Consider the following 17,763-nt stretch of genomic DNA (forward strand, 5'->3'; position numbering starts at 1 on the left):
GGGCTGAAGCCCCTCCCGCAGGCCCCTTGCCAGTTCCTGCCTTGGAAGATGGCCACTTCGCCCGCATCTTGTCCGGCGTATAACGTCATTTCCCGCATCCAAAGCCCCAGACCTCCGAGCCCCCTGACCCGATGACCCTGCCCATCCAGATCGCCGAAACCCGCCTGCTGCTGCCCGCCGGGCTCGATGCTGGCGGCCTCGAACGCACCTTCGGCACGCTGCTTGGACCGGGCGTCGACTTCGGCGACCTGTACTTCCAGCACGCCCGTCGCGAGAGCTGGACGGTCGAGGACGGCATCGTCAAGGACGGTGCGCATTCGATCGAGCAGGGCGTGGGTGTTCGCGCGATCAGCGGCGAGAAGACCGGCTTCGCCTATTCCGACGAGATCAACACGCAGGCATTGCTGGCCGCATCGAAGTCCGCCCGCGCCATCGCGCGCGACGGTTCGACCCAGTCACCGCACGCGCTGGTGCGCGGCGGCGGTCGCGAACTCTACGTACCCGAAGATCCGATCGACGGTTACGCCAACGAGGCCAAGGTCGAAGCGCTGCGTCGCATCGACCGCATGCTGCGCGCCGCCGACCCGCGCGTGCAGCAGGTGATGGTGAGCCTGTCCGGCGGCGTCGACACCATCCTGGTGGCGCGCAGCGACGGTGTGCTCGCGGCCGACGTGCGACCGCTGGTGCGCCTCAACGTGCAGGTGATCGTCGAGCACGGCGGCCGTCGCGAAAGCGGCTACGCCGGTGGCGGCGGCCGCTACAGCTACGCCGAGCTGCTCGATGGCGACAAGCCCGAGCAGCTCGCACGCGAGGCGCTGCGCCAGGCGCTGGTGAATCTCGAAGCGATCGATGCACCGGCCGGCATCATGCCGGTCGTGCTCGGCAGTGGCTGGCCGGGCGTGCTGCTGCACGAAGCCGTCGGTCATGGACTGGAGGGCGACTTCAACCGCAAGGGCACCTCGACCTACGCCGGCCGCATGGGCCAGCGTGTCGCATCGCCGGGCGTCACCATCGTCGACGACGGCACCCTGCCGGGCCGGCGCGGTTCGCTCAACGTCGACGACGAAGGCACGCCGACCAACTGCACCACGCTGATCGAGGACGGTGTCCTGGTCGGCTACATGCAGGACACGCTCAACGCACGCCTGATGGGCATGGCACCGACCGGCAATGGCCGTCGCGAATCGTTCGCGCACCTGCCGATGCCGCGCATGACCAATACCTACATGCTGGCCGGCCAGCACGATCCGGAAGAGATGATCCGTTCGGTGAAGAAGGGCCTGTACGCGGTCAACTTCGGCGGCGGCCAGGTCGACATCACCAGCGGCAAGTACGTGTTCTCGGCGACCGAGGCGTACCTGATCGAGGATGGAAAGATCACCGCGCCGGTGAAGGGCGCCACGCTGATCGGCAACGGCCCGGAAACGATGCAGCGGGTGAAGATGATCGGCCACGACCTCGCGCTGGACGAAGGCGTGGGCGTCTGCGGCAAGGACGGCCAGAGCGTGCCGGTCGGCGTCGGCCAGCCATCGCTGCTGATCGACCAGCTGACGGTGGGTGGTACGCAGGCGTGATGTCCGCGTCAGTCCCTATCCCTTTTCCCGCATGCGGGAGAAGGGGCCCGGAGGGCGGATGAGGGCAAACGGCTATTCGTCGTTGTCGTTGTCGTCGGCGGAGTCGCCGGCCGCACCCAGGATCACTCCGCGCAGCTCCCGATACAGCTCGCGGAACGAATGCGGCGGCTTGTTGCGGTTGCGCTCGTCGATGGTATTGCGCACCAGCTGGCGCAGGCGCTGTCGGTCGGCCGCCGGGTATTCGTCGAGCAGCTGCGCCAGGGCCGGGTCGCCGTCGGCGATCAGGCGCTCGCGCCAGGCTTCGACGCGGTGCATGGCCGCGACTTCGCGCCTCGCCGCCTCGCCGTCCTCGTCGAGCGCATCGCGCAGCGCATCCAGGACCTCGTCGTCCTCGCGCCGCATCTGCTTGGCCAGGAACGCCAGCTGGCGCTTGTGGGCGATGTTGGCGGTGATGCGCTTGCACTCGCGGATGTGCGGCAGCAGCGAGTCGGGCACCGGCAGCTTGGCCAGCTGCGCCTCGGTCAGCGCCACAAGCTTCTCGCCCAGGGCCAGCACCTCCAGCGCCTCGCGCCGGTTCTGGCTGCGGCTGGGGCTGAGGAACTCGCCGGATTCTTCGTCTCTACCACGCATGACACTTCTTCCCGAAATCTCCCCGGACGCCGTCGTCGGCGCCGCGGAGGGCAAAAACAGGTTCCAGGGCCCAGGCCCGCGGAACGGCAGGCAACAAGGATAAGCCATTGAACGAACTGACTCCCCAATACGCTGCATCCCTCGGTGACAGCCATGCCCGCCTGGAGTCCCTGGCGGAGGTGTCGCAGCGCCTGCTGGAGCGCTGCCGCGCCAGCGGCGCCACCCAGGCCGAGGTGTCGTGCTCGGAGGAATCCGGGCTCAACGTGAACGTCCGCATGGGCGAGGTCGAGACGGTCGAATCGACCCGCGACCGCGGCATCGCCGTCACCGTCTATTTCGGCCAGCGCAAGGGCAGCGCCAGCACCGCCGACCTGCGCGAGGAAAGCCTGGGCGCCACCGTCGAGCAGGCCTGCGCGATCGCCCTGCACACTGAGGACGATCCGGCCGCCGGCCTGGCCGAGGCCGGGCTGATGGCGCGCGACCTGCGCGAGTTCGACTCCTGGCACCCCTGGGTGATCGATGCCGACCGCGCGATCGACCTGGCGCTGGCCTGCGAGCAGGCCGGGCGCGAGTCCGATGCGCGCATCGAGAATTCCGATGGCGCTTCGGTCGGCACCGGCGAGAGCATCAGCGTCTACGCCAACTCGCACGGTTTCATCGGTCGCGAGCGCAGCACCCAGCACAGCCTCGGCTGTGCCCTGATCGCCGGCCGCGGCGACGCGATGCAGCGCGATGGCTGGTACAGCATCGGCCTGTCCGCCGACGACCTCGAGTCGGCCGCGACGATCGGCCGCAAGGCCGCCCAGCGCGCCGCCTCGCGCCTGCAGCCGCGGCAGATTGCCACCGGCGAATACCCGGTGCTGTTCGCCGCCGAAATGTCGCGCTCGCTGATCGGGCATCTGCTCGGCGCCGTCTCGGGCGGTGCGCTGTACCGTCGTGCCAGCTTCCTGGTCGATTCGGCCGGCACGCAGTTGTTCCCCGACTGGTTCGCCATCGACGAACTGCCGTTCCTGCAGCGCGGTTTCCGTTCCAGCTCGTTCGACGCCGAAGGCGTGGCCACGCGTGAAGCGCCGCTGGTGAAGGGCGGCGTGCTGCAGCGTTACATCCTGGGCAGCTACTCCGCGCGCAAGCTCGGCCTGCAGACCACCGCCAATGCCGGCGGCGTGCACAACCTCCAGGTCGAGGCCAACGCCGGCGACTTCGAATCGATGCTGGCCGGGATGGGGCGCGGCCTGCTCGTCACCGAGCTGATGGGGCAGGGCGTCAACACCGTCACCGGCGATTACTCGCGTGGCGCCGCCGGTTTCTGGATCGAGAACGGGCAGATCCAGTACCCGGTCGACGGCATCACGGTCGCGGGCAACCTCAAGTCGATGTTCGCCGCGATCGAGGCGGTCGGCAGCGATGTCGACCCGCGCTCGCACCTGCGCACCGGCTCGATCCTGGTCAGTCGGATGACGGTGGCGGGAGAAACCACCGAGTGATGCTCAGACCCTCCCTTTCGCATGGCGAAGGGGAGGGGGGAAGAGGCTTGACCCGGCCCGGTCCCAAGCGGAAAGTGACCCCAACAGTCGAGGGAGCAGACCGTAATGAGCGAAAACCCGAACGATCCGAGCCCGTACTCCGCGCCTCCGCCGCCGCCGGAAAGCCATGCCGGCGACATTTCGGCAGAGCAACGGCAGTGGGCGATGTTCGCGCACCTGTCGGCGATCGCCGGTGCGGTGCTGACGTCCGGCATCGGCGGCTGGGGCACCTTCCTCGGCCCGCTGATCATTTGGCTGCTGAAGAAGGACACCATGCCCTTCGTCGAGGACCAGGCCAAGGAAGCACTGAACTACAACATCACCATCGCGATCGTGTTCTTCGCGCTGTGGGTGCTGGTGTTCATCACCCTGGGCATCGGCTTCCTGATCGCGATCCCGGCATGGGTGGTGATCGGCGTGGCCTGGCTGGTGTTCACGATCATCGCCGCGGTGAAGTCGAACGAGGGCGTCAGCTACCGCTACCCGTTCACGCTGCGCCTGGTGAAGTAGCCGCTCGACATCGGTACCCGGGTGCGGCCTTTGGCCTTACCCGGGCTACTTCCGCCCGGTAGCCCGGGTAAGGCCAAAGGCCGCACCCGGGACACCCAAGGACAGCTCAGCGATCGCGCTCGATCGCCAGCCTGCCCAACGCGGCCAGCGCATCCGCGCGTGCGCCGAACGGCGCCAGCGCGGCCGTCATCGCCGCGCTCAATTCCTGCAGCCGCGCACGCGAAGCGCCCAGGCCGATCAACGCCGGGAAGGTCGCCTTGTCCTGGGCGACGTCCTTGCCTGCAGTCTTGCCTAGGGTGGCGCTGTTGCCCTCGATGTCGAGGATGTCGTCGCGCACCTGGAACGCCAGGCCGAGCGCATCGGCGTAGCGATCCAGTGCGTCCAGTTCGAGATCGGACGCGCCACCGCACAGTGCGCCCATGCGCACCGCCGCACGGATCAGCGCGCCGGTCTTGAGGGCGTGCAGGCGCTCCAGATCGGCGACCGATAGCGCAGCGCCATTGCCGGTCGCGGCCAGGTCGAGTGCCTGGCCACCGCACATGCCGCCGACACCAGAAGCGGTGGCGAGCGTGCGCAGCAAAGAGACCCGGATGGCGTCGGCCACCGGCGCCGCCGCCAGCACTTCGAACGCCAGCGATTGCAGGGCGTCGCCGGCGAGGATCGCAGTGGCTTCGTCGAAGGCGACGTGCACGGTCGGCTGGCCGCGGCGCAGGGCGTCGTCGTCCATGGCCGGCAGATCGTCATGCACGAGCGAGTAGGCGTGGATCAGTTCGACCGCCACTGCCGGTGCATCGAGCGCATCGACCTTGGCGCCAAGTGCGACACCGCTGGCGTAGACCAGCAGCGGGCGCATGCGCTTGCCGCCGAGCAGCACGGCGTGGCGCATGGCGGCAGTCAGGCGCTGCGGCGGCAGCGAAGGGTCGGGCAGGGCTCGCGCGAGCGCGGCGTCGGCGCGCTCGCGCCAGCCGGCCAGGTCAGACTTCACGTGCATCAGGCATCGTGGGTGTCAGACATCGCGGAAGTCAGACGGCGTGGGCGACTGCGGCGTCAGTCCGGCGAATGGCTCGGCGGCGGCCGGATTCTGCGGATCGCTGAGCAGGCGCACGCGAAGCTCGGCCTGCTCGAGTGCCGTCTGGCAACGACGGTAGAGACCCACGCCGCGTTCGTACGCGGCCAGCGAGTCCTCGAGGCTCATCTCGCCGTGTTCCATCTTCTCGACCAGTTGTTCGAGTGCATCGAGCGATTGTTCGAAATCGCTGACGGGCGAGGCGGAAGCGGCAGCTTCATTGGCGGTTTTGCGCGACATGGGCGAAGTTTGCGACCGTGCCCGGCGGGGGTCAATTGCCGCAGCCGGCCAATGTGCCATCCGGCGCGGTTCCGCCGGGCCGGCGGCCTCAGGTATCGCCCCAGACCAGCCGCGCCCCGCGCTGGCGGAGCCAGGCATCGAACGGCGCCGAATAGGCCAGGTCGGCGATGGCGAGCAGCTGGCCGGCGGCATCGCTCAGCAGGGGCAGGCGCTCGCGTTGCCATGGCGGGATGCCGAGATCCTGCAGCACGTGCTTGAGCGCGTGCGAATGGGGGCGGCCGGGCTGGATGAAGCGTTCGCCGCCGTGGCGCGCATGCACGATCACCTCGCCGTCGAGTGACGGTGCACCTTCCAGGCTCAGCAGCCCACCTTGGGGCAGCGCCAGTGGCGCTTGCCCGCTCCACGCGCCACGCCAGTCCAGGGGCATGTGCGGGCGGATGGCATCGGCATGCAGCAGGTCTCGCCAGCTGCGCACCGCCGCGCCCTGCCAGGCGAACAGCGCCTGCGCGTCGTCGTCGGCGGCGAGCACGTCGGTTTCGATGCAGGCGATGCCATTCGCCGGCAGCGCAGGCAGGCCGAGGCCCGTGATCCAGCGTCGCAACGCGCGCGCGCGCCGGGTCGCCGGCATCGCCAGCAAACGCTGGCGCGAGAGGCAGTGCGGATCGGCGGTGGCGACGCTGGCCAGCGCCTGGGCGTCGCCTGCTTCGAGCAGGTCGCGGGCCTGTGCCGACAGGGCTGCAGACTGAGCCAGTGCAGCGTCGGCGTGCGGCCAGCGCTCGCGCAACAGCGGCATCACGCGCTGGCGCAGGAAGTTGCGATCGAAGCGGGTGTCGCTGTTGCTGGGGTCGTCGATCCAGGCCAGGCCCTGCGCCTGCGCGTAGGTCAGCAGATCGGCGCGGCCATGGTCGAGCAGGGGGCGCCACAGCCGGCCGGCGCCGAAATCGCGCCAGCGCCGCATCGCCGCCAGGCCGTCGCTGCCGGAGCCGCGCAGCGCGCGCAGCAGGAGGGTCTCGGCCTGATCGTCGCGGTGGTGCGCCAGCGCCAGCACTTCACCCGGCGCCAGCGCCTCGGCAAAGGCGCCGTGCCGAGCCACGCGGGCCGCCGCCTCGGGGCCGTCGCCGTCACGGATCACGCTGACCCGCACCACCGTCAGCGGCACGCCCAGCGTTGCGCAGGTCCGCGCGCAGTGTTCCGCCCATGCGTCGGCCTGTGGATGCAGGCCGTGATGCACGTGCAGCGCCCGCAGCCCCCGACCCCCGGCCGTGCTCGCCAGCAGGTGCAGCAGCACGCCCGAATCCAGGCCACCGCTATAGCCCACGCACAGCGGCGCATCGGGCCGGTCATGGAGGGCTGCAGGCAACAGGGGCGTGGGTGCGGGAGGCATCTGCCGATGGTGCCACGGCATTGGAATGCAGCAACCCATCGTTGGTGCTGTGTTGCCGGCGCGGTGGACGCACCATCTACCTGCAACTACACGCACCTTTGCGCAGCTTCCCGCGCACTTTCCATGGAGAGACGGTTTTGGCCCGGCTATTCGACCCCTTCCAGCAACGTTCGCTGACCCTGCGCAACCGACTGGTGGTGGCACCGATGTGCCAGTACTCGGCGGTCGATGGCGTCCCCAATGACTGGCACCTGGTGCACCTGGGCAGCCGCGCCGTCGGCGGCGCCGGGGCGATCATCGCCGAGGCCACGGCCGTATCGGCCGAAGGCCGCATCTCGCCAGCCGACACCGGCCTGTGGAACGACCGCCAGGCCGAAGCCTGGGCGCGCATCGCCCGCTTCATGGCCTGCCAGGGCGCCGTGCCGGGCATCCAGCTCGGCCACGCCGGGCGCAAGGCCAGCGTCGCGCCACCATGGCTGGGCGGCATCGCGGTGACCCATGCCGATGGCGGCTGGACGCCGGTGGCGCCGTCGGCGCTGGCCTTCAGTGAAACCTCGCCGGTGCCGGTCGCGCTCGATGAGGCGCAGTTGAAGAACCTCGTCGACGACTTCGCCGCGGCCGCGTGGCGCGCGCATGCCGCCGGCTTTCGCCTGATCGAGCTGCACGCCGCGCATGGCTACCTGCTGCATCAGTTCCTCTCGCCGCTGTCGAACCAGCGCGACGACGCCTACGGCGGCAGCTTCGAGAACCGCACGCGGCTGTTGCTGGAAGTGCTCGACGCGGTGCGCAAGGTCTGGCCCGAACGCCTGCCGCTATGGCTGCGCATTTCCGCGACCGACTGGGCCGAGGGCGGCTGGGACGTCGAGCAGAGCGTGGAACTGGCGCGGATCGTGTCCGCGCGTGGTGTCGACCTGATCGACGTGTCGAGCGGTGGCCTCGTCCACGGTGCGAAGATTCCGCTGGAACCTGGCTACCAGGTGCCGTTCTCGGCGCGCATCCGTCGTGAGGCGGCGGTCGCGACCGGCGCCGTCGGCCTGATCACCGAGCCCGGCCACGCCGAGTCGGTAATCGAACGCGGCGATGCCGACGTGGTGCTGCTGGCGCGTGAACTGCTGCGCGATCCGTACTTCCCGCGTCGCGCCGCGCGCGAACTCGACGCCGAACTGCACGCGCCGGAGCAATACCTGCGCGCGTGGTGAGGCGACCGGCAGGCCGCGCCGTCAGCGCGTCTCGATCTCGATGCCGCCGACAAAGCGCGCGGCGACGTTGTAGACCCATGCATAGAGCGCGCCGGCGATGAAGCCCAGCACGCCGTAGAAGATCGGCAGGATGACGATGGCGAGCGCGCCCATGCCGGCGATCCAGGCCATGCCCGGGTCGGCCTGCGCCACCTCGGACATGCCGCCGACGGAGAACGACAGGAACATCAGCACGCCAGCGATCAGGCCGAACACGGCCGAGATGATGGCGAAGATCTTGGCGACCGACAGCACGCCGACGCGGGTGATGACCATGGCAACGCTCCCGCCCGGCGTCATGCCGGGCCCGGGCGCGAGTAATACCGGCTGCTGGGCCGCGTCGATGTGAAGGTGCCGCCGCCCATGCAATGAGGGACCTGCTTCATGCTCCGGTTCGCGGGAGCAGCAGGTCCCTCAGTGGGGCGCGGCAGCCAGGCCGCGCCAGCAGGCCCTCAGGCCGGCACAGAAGGCAGATCAGGCCGCTTCGTACGCGCCGTAGCTGCGCAGGCGACGGTAGCGGCGGTCCAGCAGATCCTCGACGGGCAGCGCCTCGAGCATGTCGAGTTCGTTGAGCAGCACCGCCTTCAGGCGGGTGGCCATCTGTCGCGGGTTGCGGTGGGCGCCGCCGATCGGCTCGCGCACCAGCTTGTCGACCAGGCCCAGGCCGAGCAGGCGCTTGGCGGTCAGGCCGAGCTGCTCGGCGGCGTCCTTGGCCTTGTCGGCCGACTTCCACAGGATCGAGGCGCAGCCTTCCGGTGAGATCACCGAGTAGGTGCTGTACTCGAGCATCAGCGTGCGGTCGCCGACACCGATCGCCAGCGCGCCGCCGGAGCCGCCTTCGCCGATCACGGTGCAGATCACCGGCACCTTCAGTTCGCTCATCTCCAGCAGATTGCGGGCGATGGCTTCGGACTGGCCGCGCTCTTCGGCGCCGACGCCGGGATAGGCGCCGGGCGTGTCGATGAAGGTCAGGATCGGCAGGCGGAAACGTTCGGCCAGCTTCATCAGGCGCAGCGCCTTGCGGTAGCCCTCCGGACGCGGCATGCCGAAGTTGCGCTTGATCTTGCTCTTGGTATCGCGGCCCTTCTGATGGCCGATGATGACCACGCTGCGGCCGTTGATGCGGCCCAGGCCGCCAACGATGGCGGCATCGTCGGCGTAGGCGCGGTCACCGGCGAGTTCCTGGAACTCGTCGCAGATGATGCGGATGTAATCGTTGGTGTACGGGCGCGCCGGATGGCGGGCCAGCTGCGACACCTGCCACGGGGTCAGGTCGCGGAAGATCTGGGCGGTGCGCACGCGCAGCTTGTCCTGCAGCGCATGTACTTCGGCATCCACGTCCACGGCCGGGGCGTTGCTGGCGTGGCGCAGCTCCTGGATCTTCGCTTCCAGGTCGGCGATGGGCTGCTCGAAATCGAGGTAGTTCGGGTTCATGCGTGGGCCATTGGCCGGAAAGCCGACAGTCTAGCCGAGGCAGGGCGACCGTACCGAGACGTGTGGCGGGAGCCGCTCGGCCGCCCAACCGCGGCCAATCCCACCGATCGCCGTCGATCGGCGGCCAACGGCAATGAAGTCGTATTCATCGGCTGCTGGCGCCGGGCCGGCGCGGGCGCGTGTTTGAATCCCCTTGCCGCGCTGGAGCGGGAGGGGCGAGTCTTGGGAGCCGTGATGAAGGGACGTGGGTGGGCCGCTCTGGCGGCGATGGCGTGCGCGCTGTCCGGCATCGCGCCGGTGGCCGCGCAGGGCTGGCGGCATGTCGGCGCGGTCGACCGGGTGGACGTGCAGGCCAAGGGAGCCGTGGTCGCCTCGGGGCCGGCGCGGGTGCGGGTGAGCGCGGTCTGCGAGGGCATCTTCCGGGTCACGCTGGCGCCTGACGGCCGCTTCGACGAAACCGCCTCGTGGGCGGTGCTGCCGGCCGCGACCCCTGCGCGCGTCGACGTCGCCGATTCGGCCGATGCGGTCCGGATCAGCGCCGCGGAGGTCGTTGCCGTGATCCGCAAGCAGCCGCTGCGGGTCGAGTTCACCGACCGTGCCGGCAATCTCCTGCTCGCAGATTCGGAGCAGATGCCGATGGCCTGGTCCGACAGCCCGCATGGTCCGCGCGTGCGCAGCTGGAAGGCGATGCCGTCCGACGCGCATTTCTACGGACTGGGCGACAAGGCCGGTCCGCTCGACCGCCGCGGACGCGCCTTCACAATGTGGAACTCCGACGCCTACGGCTGGCAGGGCTACAGCGATCCGCTGTACAAGTCGATCCCGTTCTTCATCGGCCTGCGCGCCGGAACCGCCTACGGCCTGTTCTTCGACAACACCTCACGCAGCAGCTTCGACTTCGGCAAGGAGTCGGAGGAGTACTTCACGTTCGGCGCAGAAGGTGGCGCGCTCGACTATTACTTCATCGCCGGCCCGCAACCGGCGCGCGTGCTCGAGCGCTACACCGCGCTGACCGGACGCACGCCGCTGCCGCCGATGTGGGCGCTCGGTTTCCAGCAGTCGCGCTACAGCTACAAGCCGGAAAGCAAGGTCCGTGAGATCGCCACGCAGTTGCGCGAGCACCGCATTCCCAGCGACGCGATCTACCTCGACATCGACTACCAGCAGGGCTACGCGCCGTTCACGGTCGACCGCAAGCAGTTTCCGCACTTCGAGCAGATGATCGCCGACCTGCGCGCGCAGGGATTGCGCACGGTGCTGATCACCGACCTGCACATCAAGCACGCACCGGGCACCGGCTATGCGCCGTTTGACTCGGGACTGGCTGCCGATGCCTTCATCCGCAACCCCGACGGTTCGCTTTACATCGGGGAGGTGTGGCCGGGCGACGCGGTCTTCCCGGACTTCACCCTGACGCGCGTGCGCGACTGGTGGGGCGGGCTGTACCGCGACTTCAGCGCGATGGGCGCGGCCGGCTACTGGAACGACATGAACGAGCCGTCGGTGTTCAACGTGCCCGGCAACACGATGTCGCCCGACGCGGTGCATCGCATGGACGACGGCAGCCAGCGCGACCACCGGGCCATCCACAACGTCTACGGCATGCTCAATGCCCGCGCGACCTACGAGGGCCTGCTGAAGCTGCAACCGGAGCAGCGGCCGTTCGTGCTGACGCGTGCCGCCTATGCCGGAACGCAACGCTATGCGGCGACCTGGACCGGCGACAACAGTGCGACCTGGCACCACCTGGCGCAGAGCACGCCGAACCTGCTGAGCCTGGGACTGTCGGGCATGGCGCTGGCCGGCGACGACGTCGGCGGCTTCATCGGCTCGCCACCGCCGGACCTGCTGACGCGCTGGTTCCAGCTGGGCGCGTTCAATCCGGTGTTCCGCAACCATGCCGCGACCGATACGCGCCCGCACGAAGCCTGGGTGGACGGTCCGCAGCATGAGGCGCTGCGTCGCGAGGCGATCGAGCTACGTTACCGGTTGATGCCGTATCTCTACACTGCGGCCGAGGAGAATTCGCGCAACGGCCTGCCGATCATGCGGCCGGTGTTCCTGCAGTACCCGCAGGCGGAAGCGTTCTACGGCAACGATCGCGATTTCCTGTTCGGTCCGGACCTGTTCGTCGCGCCGGTGAGCAACGAGCGGATGGATGCGCACCAGATCGTGCTGCCGCCGGGCGAATGGTATGCGTTCGGCACCTCGCAACGCCATGTTGCCCAGAAGGATCCGATCAAGCTCGACCCGCGCCCGGCGGCGACGCCGCTGTTTGCGCGCGCCGGGGCGATCGTGCCGATGCAGGCGGTGGTGCAGCACACCGGCGAGAAGCCGGCAGGGCCGTTGCAGCTGCAGGTGTACCTGCCCAGGGCCGGTGGCGAGTGCGGCGGGTCGCTGTACCAGGACGATGGCGAGAGCCTGGCCAACAAGGGCGGGGCGCTGCTGCGCGTGGCGTATGCGTGCGAAGTGTCCAGGCGCGGGGCAGCAGTGACTTCGCACGTCGTCCACGATGGGTTCGCGCCGTGGTGGGGCGATGTCGAAGTGACGGTATATGGGGTTGTGCGCAAGCCTTCGTCGATAAGCGTCGACGGCAAGGCGATTGCCGACTGGAACTTCGATTCGCAGCAGCAGGCGGTGGTGCTGGTGGTGCGCGATGCGCGGCGTGACTGGCGGGTGCAGGTGGCCTACTGACGCCTGACCCTTCTCCCGTTGCGGGGAAGGGTCCCAAGGGCGGAAGCGGGCGTTCCGCTGCGCCCTGGTTCGCCCTAGCTGGCCCAGGGCTTGGCCAGGGTCACCTTCACCGCCCGCACGCCTGGCGTCGCCCGCAGCTTCGACGCCAGCTCCGCATCGATCCGCACCGACTGCGTGCCGTTGAGATCGAGCATGCCCGCGCTGCCCTTGCGCACCAGCAGGTCGAGGCGGATCGGCGTGGACCCCGGGCGATTGCCGGCCAGCACCGTATCGACGCGCTGCCACGTACCCGGCTCGCGCAGGTCCAGCCGCAGCGACAGCCGCTGCGCGTTGCGCGTGCATACCTGCTCGTAATCCCAGCAGCGCACCGCACGCAGCGCGAAGCCGCCGCTGAAGGTGTCCTCGCGCAGGTTGCCCTGGATCACCAGCAGGCGATCGCGCACCAGCAACTGCGCGAACTCGCTGTAGGTCTCGTTGAAGAAGGCGCATTCGATGCGGCCGCGGCCGTCCTCGATCTGCACGAACATCTGGCTGTCGCCCTTCTTGCGCAGGCCGACGACCTGGCCGGCGACGACCGTCTCCACTTCCTGGCGCCAGCTGCCGCGCGCCGGCTCGGGCCGGTTCTCCCAGATCTTCTCGAGCCCCGAGAGGTCGTTGCCGATGAGGGCACGGACTTCATCGCGGTAAGGATCGAACGGATGGCCGCTGAGGTAGTGGCCGAGCGTGTCGCGTTCGCCGTTGAGGATCTGCGTCAGCGGCCACTCGTCGGTTTCGGGCAGGTCGATGTGCAGCGCCGGCGCCGTCGTGTCGAAGCCGCCGAACAGCGACACCTGGCCGGCCTCGCGTTCGCGCGCCAGCTGGTCGGTGGCCTTGAGCACTTCCGGCAGCTGCAGCATCAGGCTTGCGCGGTTCTTGCCGAGCTTGTCGAGCGCGCCGGCCTGGGTCAGTGCTTCCAGGGCGCGGCGGTTGAGCTTGCCGCTGTCGACGCGCTTGGCGAAGTCGAGAAGGTCAGCGAACGGACCGGCGCGGCGCGCTTCCACGATCGCCTCGCAGGCGCCGCGGCCGACACCCTTCACCGCGCCAATGCCGTAACGGATCGTGGTCGCGTCCTTGGCCTCGAACATGTAGGCCGATTCGTCGACGTCCGGACGCAGCACCGTCAGCCCCATCACCCGGCATTCGTCGAGGAAGGAGGTGACCTTGTCGGTATTGTCCATGTCCGACGACAGCACCGCGGCCATGAACTCCGACGGGTAGTGCACCTTCAGCCAGGCGGTCTGGTAGGCGACCAGCGCGTAGGCGGCCGAGTGCGACTTGTTGAAGCCGTACTCGGCGAACTTCTCCATCAGGTCGAAGATCGGGCTGGCCTGGCGCGCGGCGATGCCGCGCTCGGCGCAGCCGGCTTCGAACTTGGCGCGCTCCTTGGCCATCTCCTCGGGCTTCTTCTTGCCCATCGCGCGACGCAGCATGTCGGCGCCGCCGAGCGTGTAGCCCGCCAGCACCTGGGCGATCTGCATCACCTGTTCCTGGTACACGATGACGCCGTAGGTCGGCGACAGCACCGGTTCCAGCGATTCGTGCGGGTAGGAGACTTCGGTGTTGCCGTGCTTGCGGTCGACCCATTCGCGGTCCATTCCCGAGCCCAGCGGGCCGGGACGGAACAGCGCGGCCAGCGCGATGATGTCCTCGAAGGTGTCGGGGCGTGCGCGCTTGAGCAGCTCGCGCATGCCGCGCGATTCGAACTGGAACACCGCGACCGTGTCGCCGCGCGCGAACAGCTCGTAGCTGGCCTTGTCGTCGAGCGGCAGCGTGGCGATGTCGAGCGGTGGCTCAGCGGCCGCTGCGCGGCGCTTGTTGATCGCCTTCACCGCCCAGTCGATGATCGTCAGCGTGCGCAGGCCGAGGAAGTCGAACTTGACCAGGCCGACCGCTTCGACGTCGTCCTTGTCGAACTGCGTGACCGGGTTGCGGCCGCGGCCTTCGCCGTCGTGTTCGGCGAACAGCGGGCAGAAGTCGCTCAGCGGGCTCGGCGCGATCACCACGCCGCCGGCGTGCTTGCCGGCGTTGCGGGTCAGGTCCTCGAGGCTGCGCGCCAGGTCGAGCAGGTCGCGCACGTCCTCTTCGGCGTGGTAGCGCTGGATCAGGTCGGGCGAGGCGAGGTTGCTGTCGGACTTCGCCGCTTCGGATTGGCCGAGCGCATCGTCGAGCGAGATGCCGAGTGTGTTCGGGATGAGCTTGGCGATGCCGTCGACGAAGCCGTACGGATGGCCGAGCACGCGCCCGCTGTCGCGCACCACGGCCTTGGCCGCCATGGTGCCGTAGGTGATGATCTGGCTGACGCGGTCGCGGCCGTACTTGCGCGCAACATAGTCGATGACCTCGTCACGTCGATCCATGCAGAAGTCGATGTCGAAGTCGGGCATCGACACGCGTTCCGGATTGAGGAAGCGCTCGAACAGCAGGTCGTACGGCAGCGGGTCCAGGTCGGTGATGCCCAGTGCCCACGCCACCAGCGAACCGGCGCCGGAGCCGCGGCCCGGGCCGACCGGGATGTCATGGTCCTTGGCCCAGTTGATGAAGTCGGCCACGATCAGGAAGTAGCCGGGGAACCCCATCTTGAGGATGACGCCGAGCTCGATCTCCAGGCGCTCGTCGTACTCTTCGCGCGTCTTGCCCGGTGCGAGCGGGGCCTTTTCCAGGCGCTTTTCCAGCCCCTCGCGCGCGCTGTTGCGCAGCCACGATTCGATGGTGTGGTCGCTCGGCACCGGGAACGCCGGCAGCGCGTACTCGCCGAGTTTCATCTCGACGTTGCAGCGTGTGGCCAGCGCGACGGCATTGTCGATCGCATCGGGGACGTCGGCGAACAGCTGCGCCATTTCCTCCGACGACTTCAGGTGCTGCTCTTCGGTGTAGTCCTTGGGCCTCTTGGGATCGTCGAGTACGCGGCCGGAGGCGATGCACACGCGTGCTTCGTGGGCCTCGAAGCCGTCGCGGTCGAGGAAGCGCACGTCGTTGCTGGCGATGACCGGAATGCCGCGCGTGGAGGCCGCATGCAGCGCGAACGAATTGAATGCGTCCTCGCCGTCGCGACCGGTGCGGGTCAGCTCCAGGTGCAGGCGCTCGCCGAACGAGCCGCGCCAGTCGGCCAGCCAGGCCTCGGCCAGTTCGTGGCGGCCGCCCACGGCCATGCGTCCGGCCAGGCTGTGGCGCCCGACCAGGGCGAACAGGCCGGCGTTGTCCTCGCGCAGCCACTCCGGGCGCAGGGCGACGCCGTCGGTGCGATGGCCTTCCATCCAGGCGCGGCTGAGCAGGCGCGACAGCGTCAGGTAGCCGTTGCGGTCCCGGCACAGCAGGGTCATGTGCGAGGCGGTTTCGTTGCCGTCGGCCAGGCCGACGTCGGCACCGATGATCGGCTTGATGCCGGCGCCCTCGGCGGCCTTGTAGAACTTGACCGTCGCAAACAGGTTGTCGAGGTCGGTCAGCGCGACCGCCGGCTGCGACAGCGCCACGCAGCGTTTGACCATCTCGGCGATGCGGATCGTCGAGTCGGCGAGGGAGTACTCGCTGTGCAGGTGGAGATGAACGAAACGGGGTGCTGTCATGCTGTCCTGGACGTCGGGCGACTCGGTCGAACCACGACCGGCGCGGCACAGGCCAGCCTATCAGTCCGGCCGGCGCGTACAAGCCTTGACAGCCGCCCCACGTAGCCCGGGTAAGCGCAGCGCACCCGGGACACGGGCGCACTCGACCCGGGTGCGCTGCGCTTACCCGGGCTACGTGGCCGGCTGGGGTCAGCTGACGCGGAACAGCTGGGCCGGCAGGTTCCACGGCGCGTAGTGCTGCTCGCGGACCCACAGCATGTGCTGCCACAACGCCAGCTCGTCGAGTCGGTCGCGCACCCACGCCGCGCGCCTGTCCGGCGGCGGCCCGGCCGGGTGCTCGATGCGGCGGTAGTCGCAGTAGTCGCGGTAGTCCTCGACATCGTCGGCGAAGGCCGGCCAGGCCAGCTCGATCATCAGCACGTCGTCGAGCTGGCCGAGCACCGGTGTGTGGTCGGCGATCAGGTCGTCCTCGCGATCGATGTAGGCCAGCAGCTGGTCGATGCGCGCGCGCGTCGCCGCGTCGCTGTCCCAGTCTTCGTCGGCGAGCATCAGGCGCAGCTCGTGCACGCGCTGCAGGCGCGAATCGATGACGTCGTGGGCATGCTCGGCAGGCAGCTTCAGCAGCCAGGCCGCCAGTTGCTGCAACCGGTCGGCGTTGACGCGCGGGGCATCGGCATGGATCTCGTGCAGCAACTGGTCGAAGCGGGCGACTGCGGCTTCGGCCAGCGGGATCCCGTCGGCACTGCGTCGCGCCTGCATGCCGCTGTACATGTGGTCGAACGGCAAAGGTTCGGGGGTGGGTGTCGGATGGTGCTGACGCATGACACACCTCGCTTCCGGCCGGGTGGGTCTGGGCTCGCTGGGCCGGCGGCGCGCGAGCCGGGAAACCCATGATGCGCCTGCGGCCATCGGGTGTCGCCGGTCGATGGTGGCCGTGACCGATGGCGCAGTGCGCTGAACGGGAGAGGCCGCCTTGCGGCGGCCTCTGGTTCCCTATCAGGCGCCTTCGCAGGGGCCAGCTTGCTGGCGACCGCGCGCGGCGTCGCTGGTTCGCCAGCAAGCTGGCTCCGACGATGCCGCCATCTCAGTGCACCCGGAACACGGACACTGAATTGGGCAGGTAGCTGCTCTCGCGGATCTGGCGCTCGTGCTCGGCATAGACCGCTTCCTCGTAACGCATCTGCTCCCAGTCCTTGCGGCTGAACTCGAACGCCGCGACCGCGCAACCGCGGCGCTGCGCTTCCATGCTGCGCAGGCGGACGTAGTCGAGGTAGTCCTCGACCTCGGTGACCAGGCGCGGCCACGCGGTGTCGACCACGATCGCGTCGTCGAGACGGCCGACCTTGGGCAGCCAGTCCGGGATCAGGTCGTCGCGGCTGCGCGCGTAGTCGACGATCAGCTGGGCGGTATGGACCGAGTCATTGGCCGGTTCCCACTGGGCGTCGCCGACCATCTGTTCGACAGCGGCGATCCGGCGCAGGCGCTGGCGGATGCTCGGCGGCGAGAAATCGTGGATGCTGCGATCGCACAATTCGCGTGCCGCGCTGGCCAGCTGGTCGGCTTCGAACGGGGTCTGGGTCCGGCCAAGGCGGGCGAGCAGGCCGTTGAAACGATCGACATCGGCGTTGCGCAGGTCGAAGCCATTGATGTTGTGGCGGCGGCCCGACCCTTCAAACGGCGCGTCCAGGATCGACGGCAGGGCGGCGGACAGCGAGGTCGGGGCGGAATAAATGGCGTTCATGACGGTCTCCGTGGGGGGATGGCACCGTTCTTGCGGCGCCGGATCAGGTTCCTCCACCGGCAGACATGAGTCATGATGGCCGTGCGTGCCTTTCCTCATCGTCCGCTCTGGAAGATGAGGGCGCCAT

Annotated in this window: 14 protein-coding genes; 5 read left to right on the forward strand and 9 right to left on the reverse strand. The window is 69.0% G+C overall.

Annotated elements, in window-relative coordinates; all coding sequences use genetic code 11:
- The first annotated feature begins 131 nt into the window (after positions 1 to 131).
- Positions 132 to 1,574, forward strand: coding sequence for a metalloprotease TldD (gene tldD, locus MNR01_RS16910; protein WP_241918875.1), 1,443 nt, complete (start codon positions 132 to 134; stop codon positions 1,572 to 1,574).
- A gap of 72 nt (positions 1,575 to 1,646) precedes the next feature.
- Here the strand turns inward: tldD and yjgA are convergent, their stop codons facing one another.
- Positions 1,647 to 2,204, reverse strand: coding sequence for a ribosome biogenesis factor YjgA (gene yjgA / locus MNR01_RS16915; RefSeq protein WP_241918876.1), 558 nt, complete (start codon positions 2,202 to 2,204; stop codon positions 1,647 to 1,649).
- A 116-nt stretch (positions 2,205 to 2,320) separates the two neighbouring features.
- On the opposite strand from yjgA, the gene pmbA reads away from it, so the two are divergent.
- Entirely contained in the window at positions 2,321 to 3,688 is a 1,368-nt protein-coding gene (gene pmbA, locus MNR01_RS16920; RefSeq protein WP_241920665.1) for a metalloprotease PmbA, read from the forward strand.
- Between the two features lie 105 nt (positions 3,689 to 3,793).
- On the forward strand, positions 3,794 to 4,237 hold the full coding sequence (locus tag MNR01_RS16925) for a DUF4870 domain-containing protein (protein WP_256451852.1): 444 nt from the start codon (positions 3,794 to 3,796) through the stop codon (positions 4,235 to 4,237).
- 106 nt (positions 4,238 to 4,343) lie between these two features.
- On the opposite strand, the gene MNR01_RS16930 is transcribed toward MNR01_RS16925, so the two are convergent.
- The 3 genes from MNR01_RS16930 to tilS all read right to left on the reverse strand — a co-directional run bounded on the left by MNR01_RS16930 (position 4,344) and on the right by tilS (position 6,927).
- Positions 4,344 to 5,228, reverse strand: a complete 885-nt coding sequence (locus tag MNR01_RS16930; protein ID WP_241918877.1) for a farnesyl diphosphate synthase — start codon at positions 5,226 to 5,228, stop codon at positions 4,344 to 4,346.
- Between the two features lie 15 nt (positions 5,229 to 5,243).
- Complete coding sequence (locus MNR01_RS16935; protein WP_241918878.1) at positions 5,244 to 5,543, reverse strand: exodeoxyribonuclease VII small subunit; 300 nt, start codon at positions 5,541 to 5,543, stop codon at positions 5,244 to 5,246.
- An 88-nt stretch (positions 5,544 to 5,631) separates the two neighbouring features.
- On the reverse strand, positions 5,632 to 6,927 hold the full coding sequence (gene tilS, locus MNR01_RS16940) for a tRNA lysidine(34) synthetase TilS (RefSeq protein ID WP_241918879.1): 1,296 nt from the start codon (positions 6,925 to 6,927) through the stop codon (positions 5,632 to 5,634).
- 137 nt (positions 6,928 to 7,064) lie between these two features.
- Between tilS and MNR01_RS16945 the strand changes: the two genes are divergently transcribed.
- Entirely contained in the window at positions 7,065 to 8,126 is a 1,062-nt protein-coding gene (locus tag MNR01_RS16945) for an NADH:flavin oxidoreductase/NADH oxidase (protein ID WP_241918880.1), read from the forward strand.
- Positions 8,127 to 8,147: 21 nt separating this feature from the next.
- On the opposite strand, the gene MNR01_RS16950 is transcribed toward MNR01_RS16945, so the two are convergent.
- Complete coding sequence (locus MNR01_RS16950; protein ID WP_241918881.1) at positions 8,148 to 8,441, reverse strand: hypothetical protein; 294 nt, start codon at positions 8,439 to 8,441, stop codon at positions 8,148 to 8,150.
- 198 nt (positions 8,442 to 8,639) lie between these two features.
- A complete protein-coding gene (locus MNR01_RS16955) occupies positions 8,640 to 9,599 on the reverse strand; it encodes an acetyl-CoA carboxylase carboxyltransferase subunit alpha (protein ID WP_241918882.1) in 960 nt (319 codons plus the stop codon).
- Positions 9,600 to 9,833: 234 nt separating this feature from the next.
- On the opposite strand from MNR01_RS16955, the gene MNR01_RS16960 reads away from it, so the two are divergent.
- On the forward strand, positions 9,834 to 12,293 hold the full coding sequence (locus MNR01_RS16960) for a glycoside hydrolase family 31 protein (RefSeq protein ID WP_241918883.1): 2,460 nt from the start codon (positions 9,834 to 9,836) through the stop codon (positions 12,291 to 12,293).
- Positions 12,294 to 12,367: 74 nt separating this feature from the next.
- Here MNR01_RS16960 and dnaE read toward each other — a convergent pair whose 3' ends face one another.
- The 3 genes from dnaE to MNR01_RS16975 form a co-directional block, all read right to left on the reverse strand.
- Entirely contained in the window at positions 12,368 to 15,895 is a 3,528-nt protein-coding gene (dnaE, locus tag MNR01_RS16965; protein ID WP_241918884.1) for a DNA polymerase III subunit alpha, read from the reverse strand.
- 189 nt (positions 15,896 to 16,084) lie between these two features.
- Positions 16,085 to 16,717, reverse strand: coding sequence for a hypothetical protein (locus MNR01_RS16970; protein WP_241918885.1), 633 nt, complete (start codon positions 16,715 to 16,717; stop codon positions 16,085 to 16,087).
- 262 nt (positions 16,718 to 16,979) lie between these two features.
- Positions 16,980 to 17,636, reverse strand: a complete 657-nt coding sequence (locus MNR01_RS16975) for a YkvA family protein (protein ID WP_241918886.1) — start codon at positions 17,634 to 17,636, stop codon at positions 16,980 to 16,982.
- Between the last annotated feature and the right edge of the window lie 127 nt (positions 17,637 to 17,763).

Source organism: Lysobacter sp. S4-A87, assembly GCF_022637455.1.
Classification (GTDB): Bacteria; Pseudomonadota; Gammaproteobacteria; order Xanthomonadales; family Xanthomonadaceae; genus Lysobacter_J.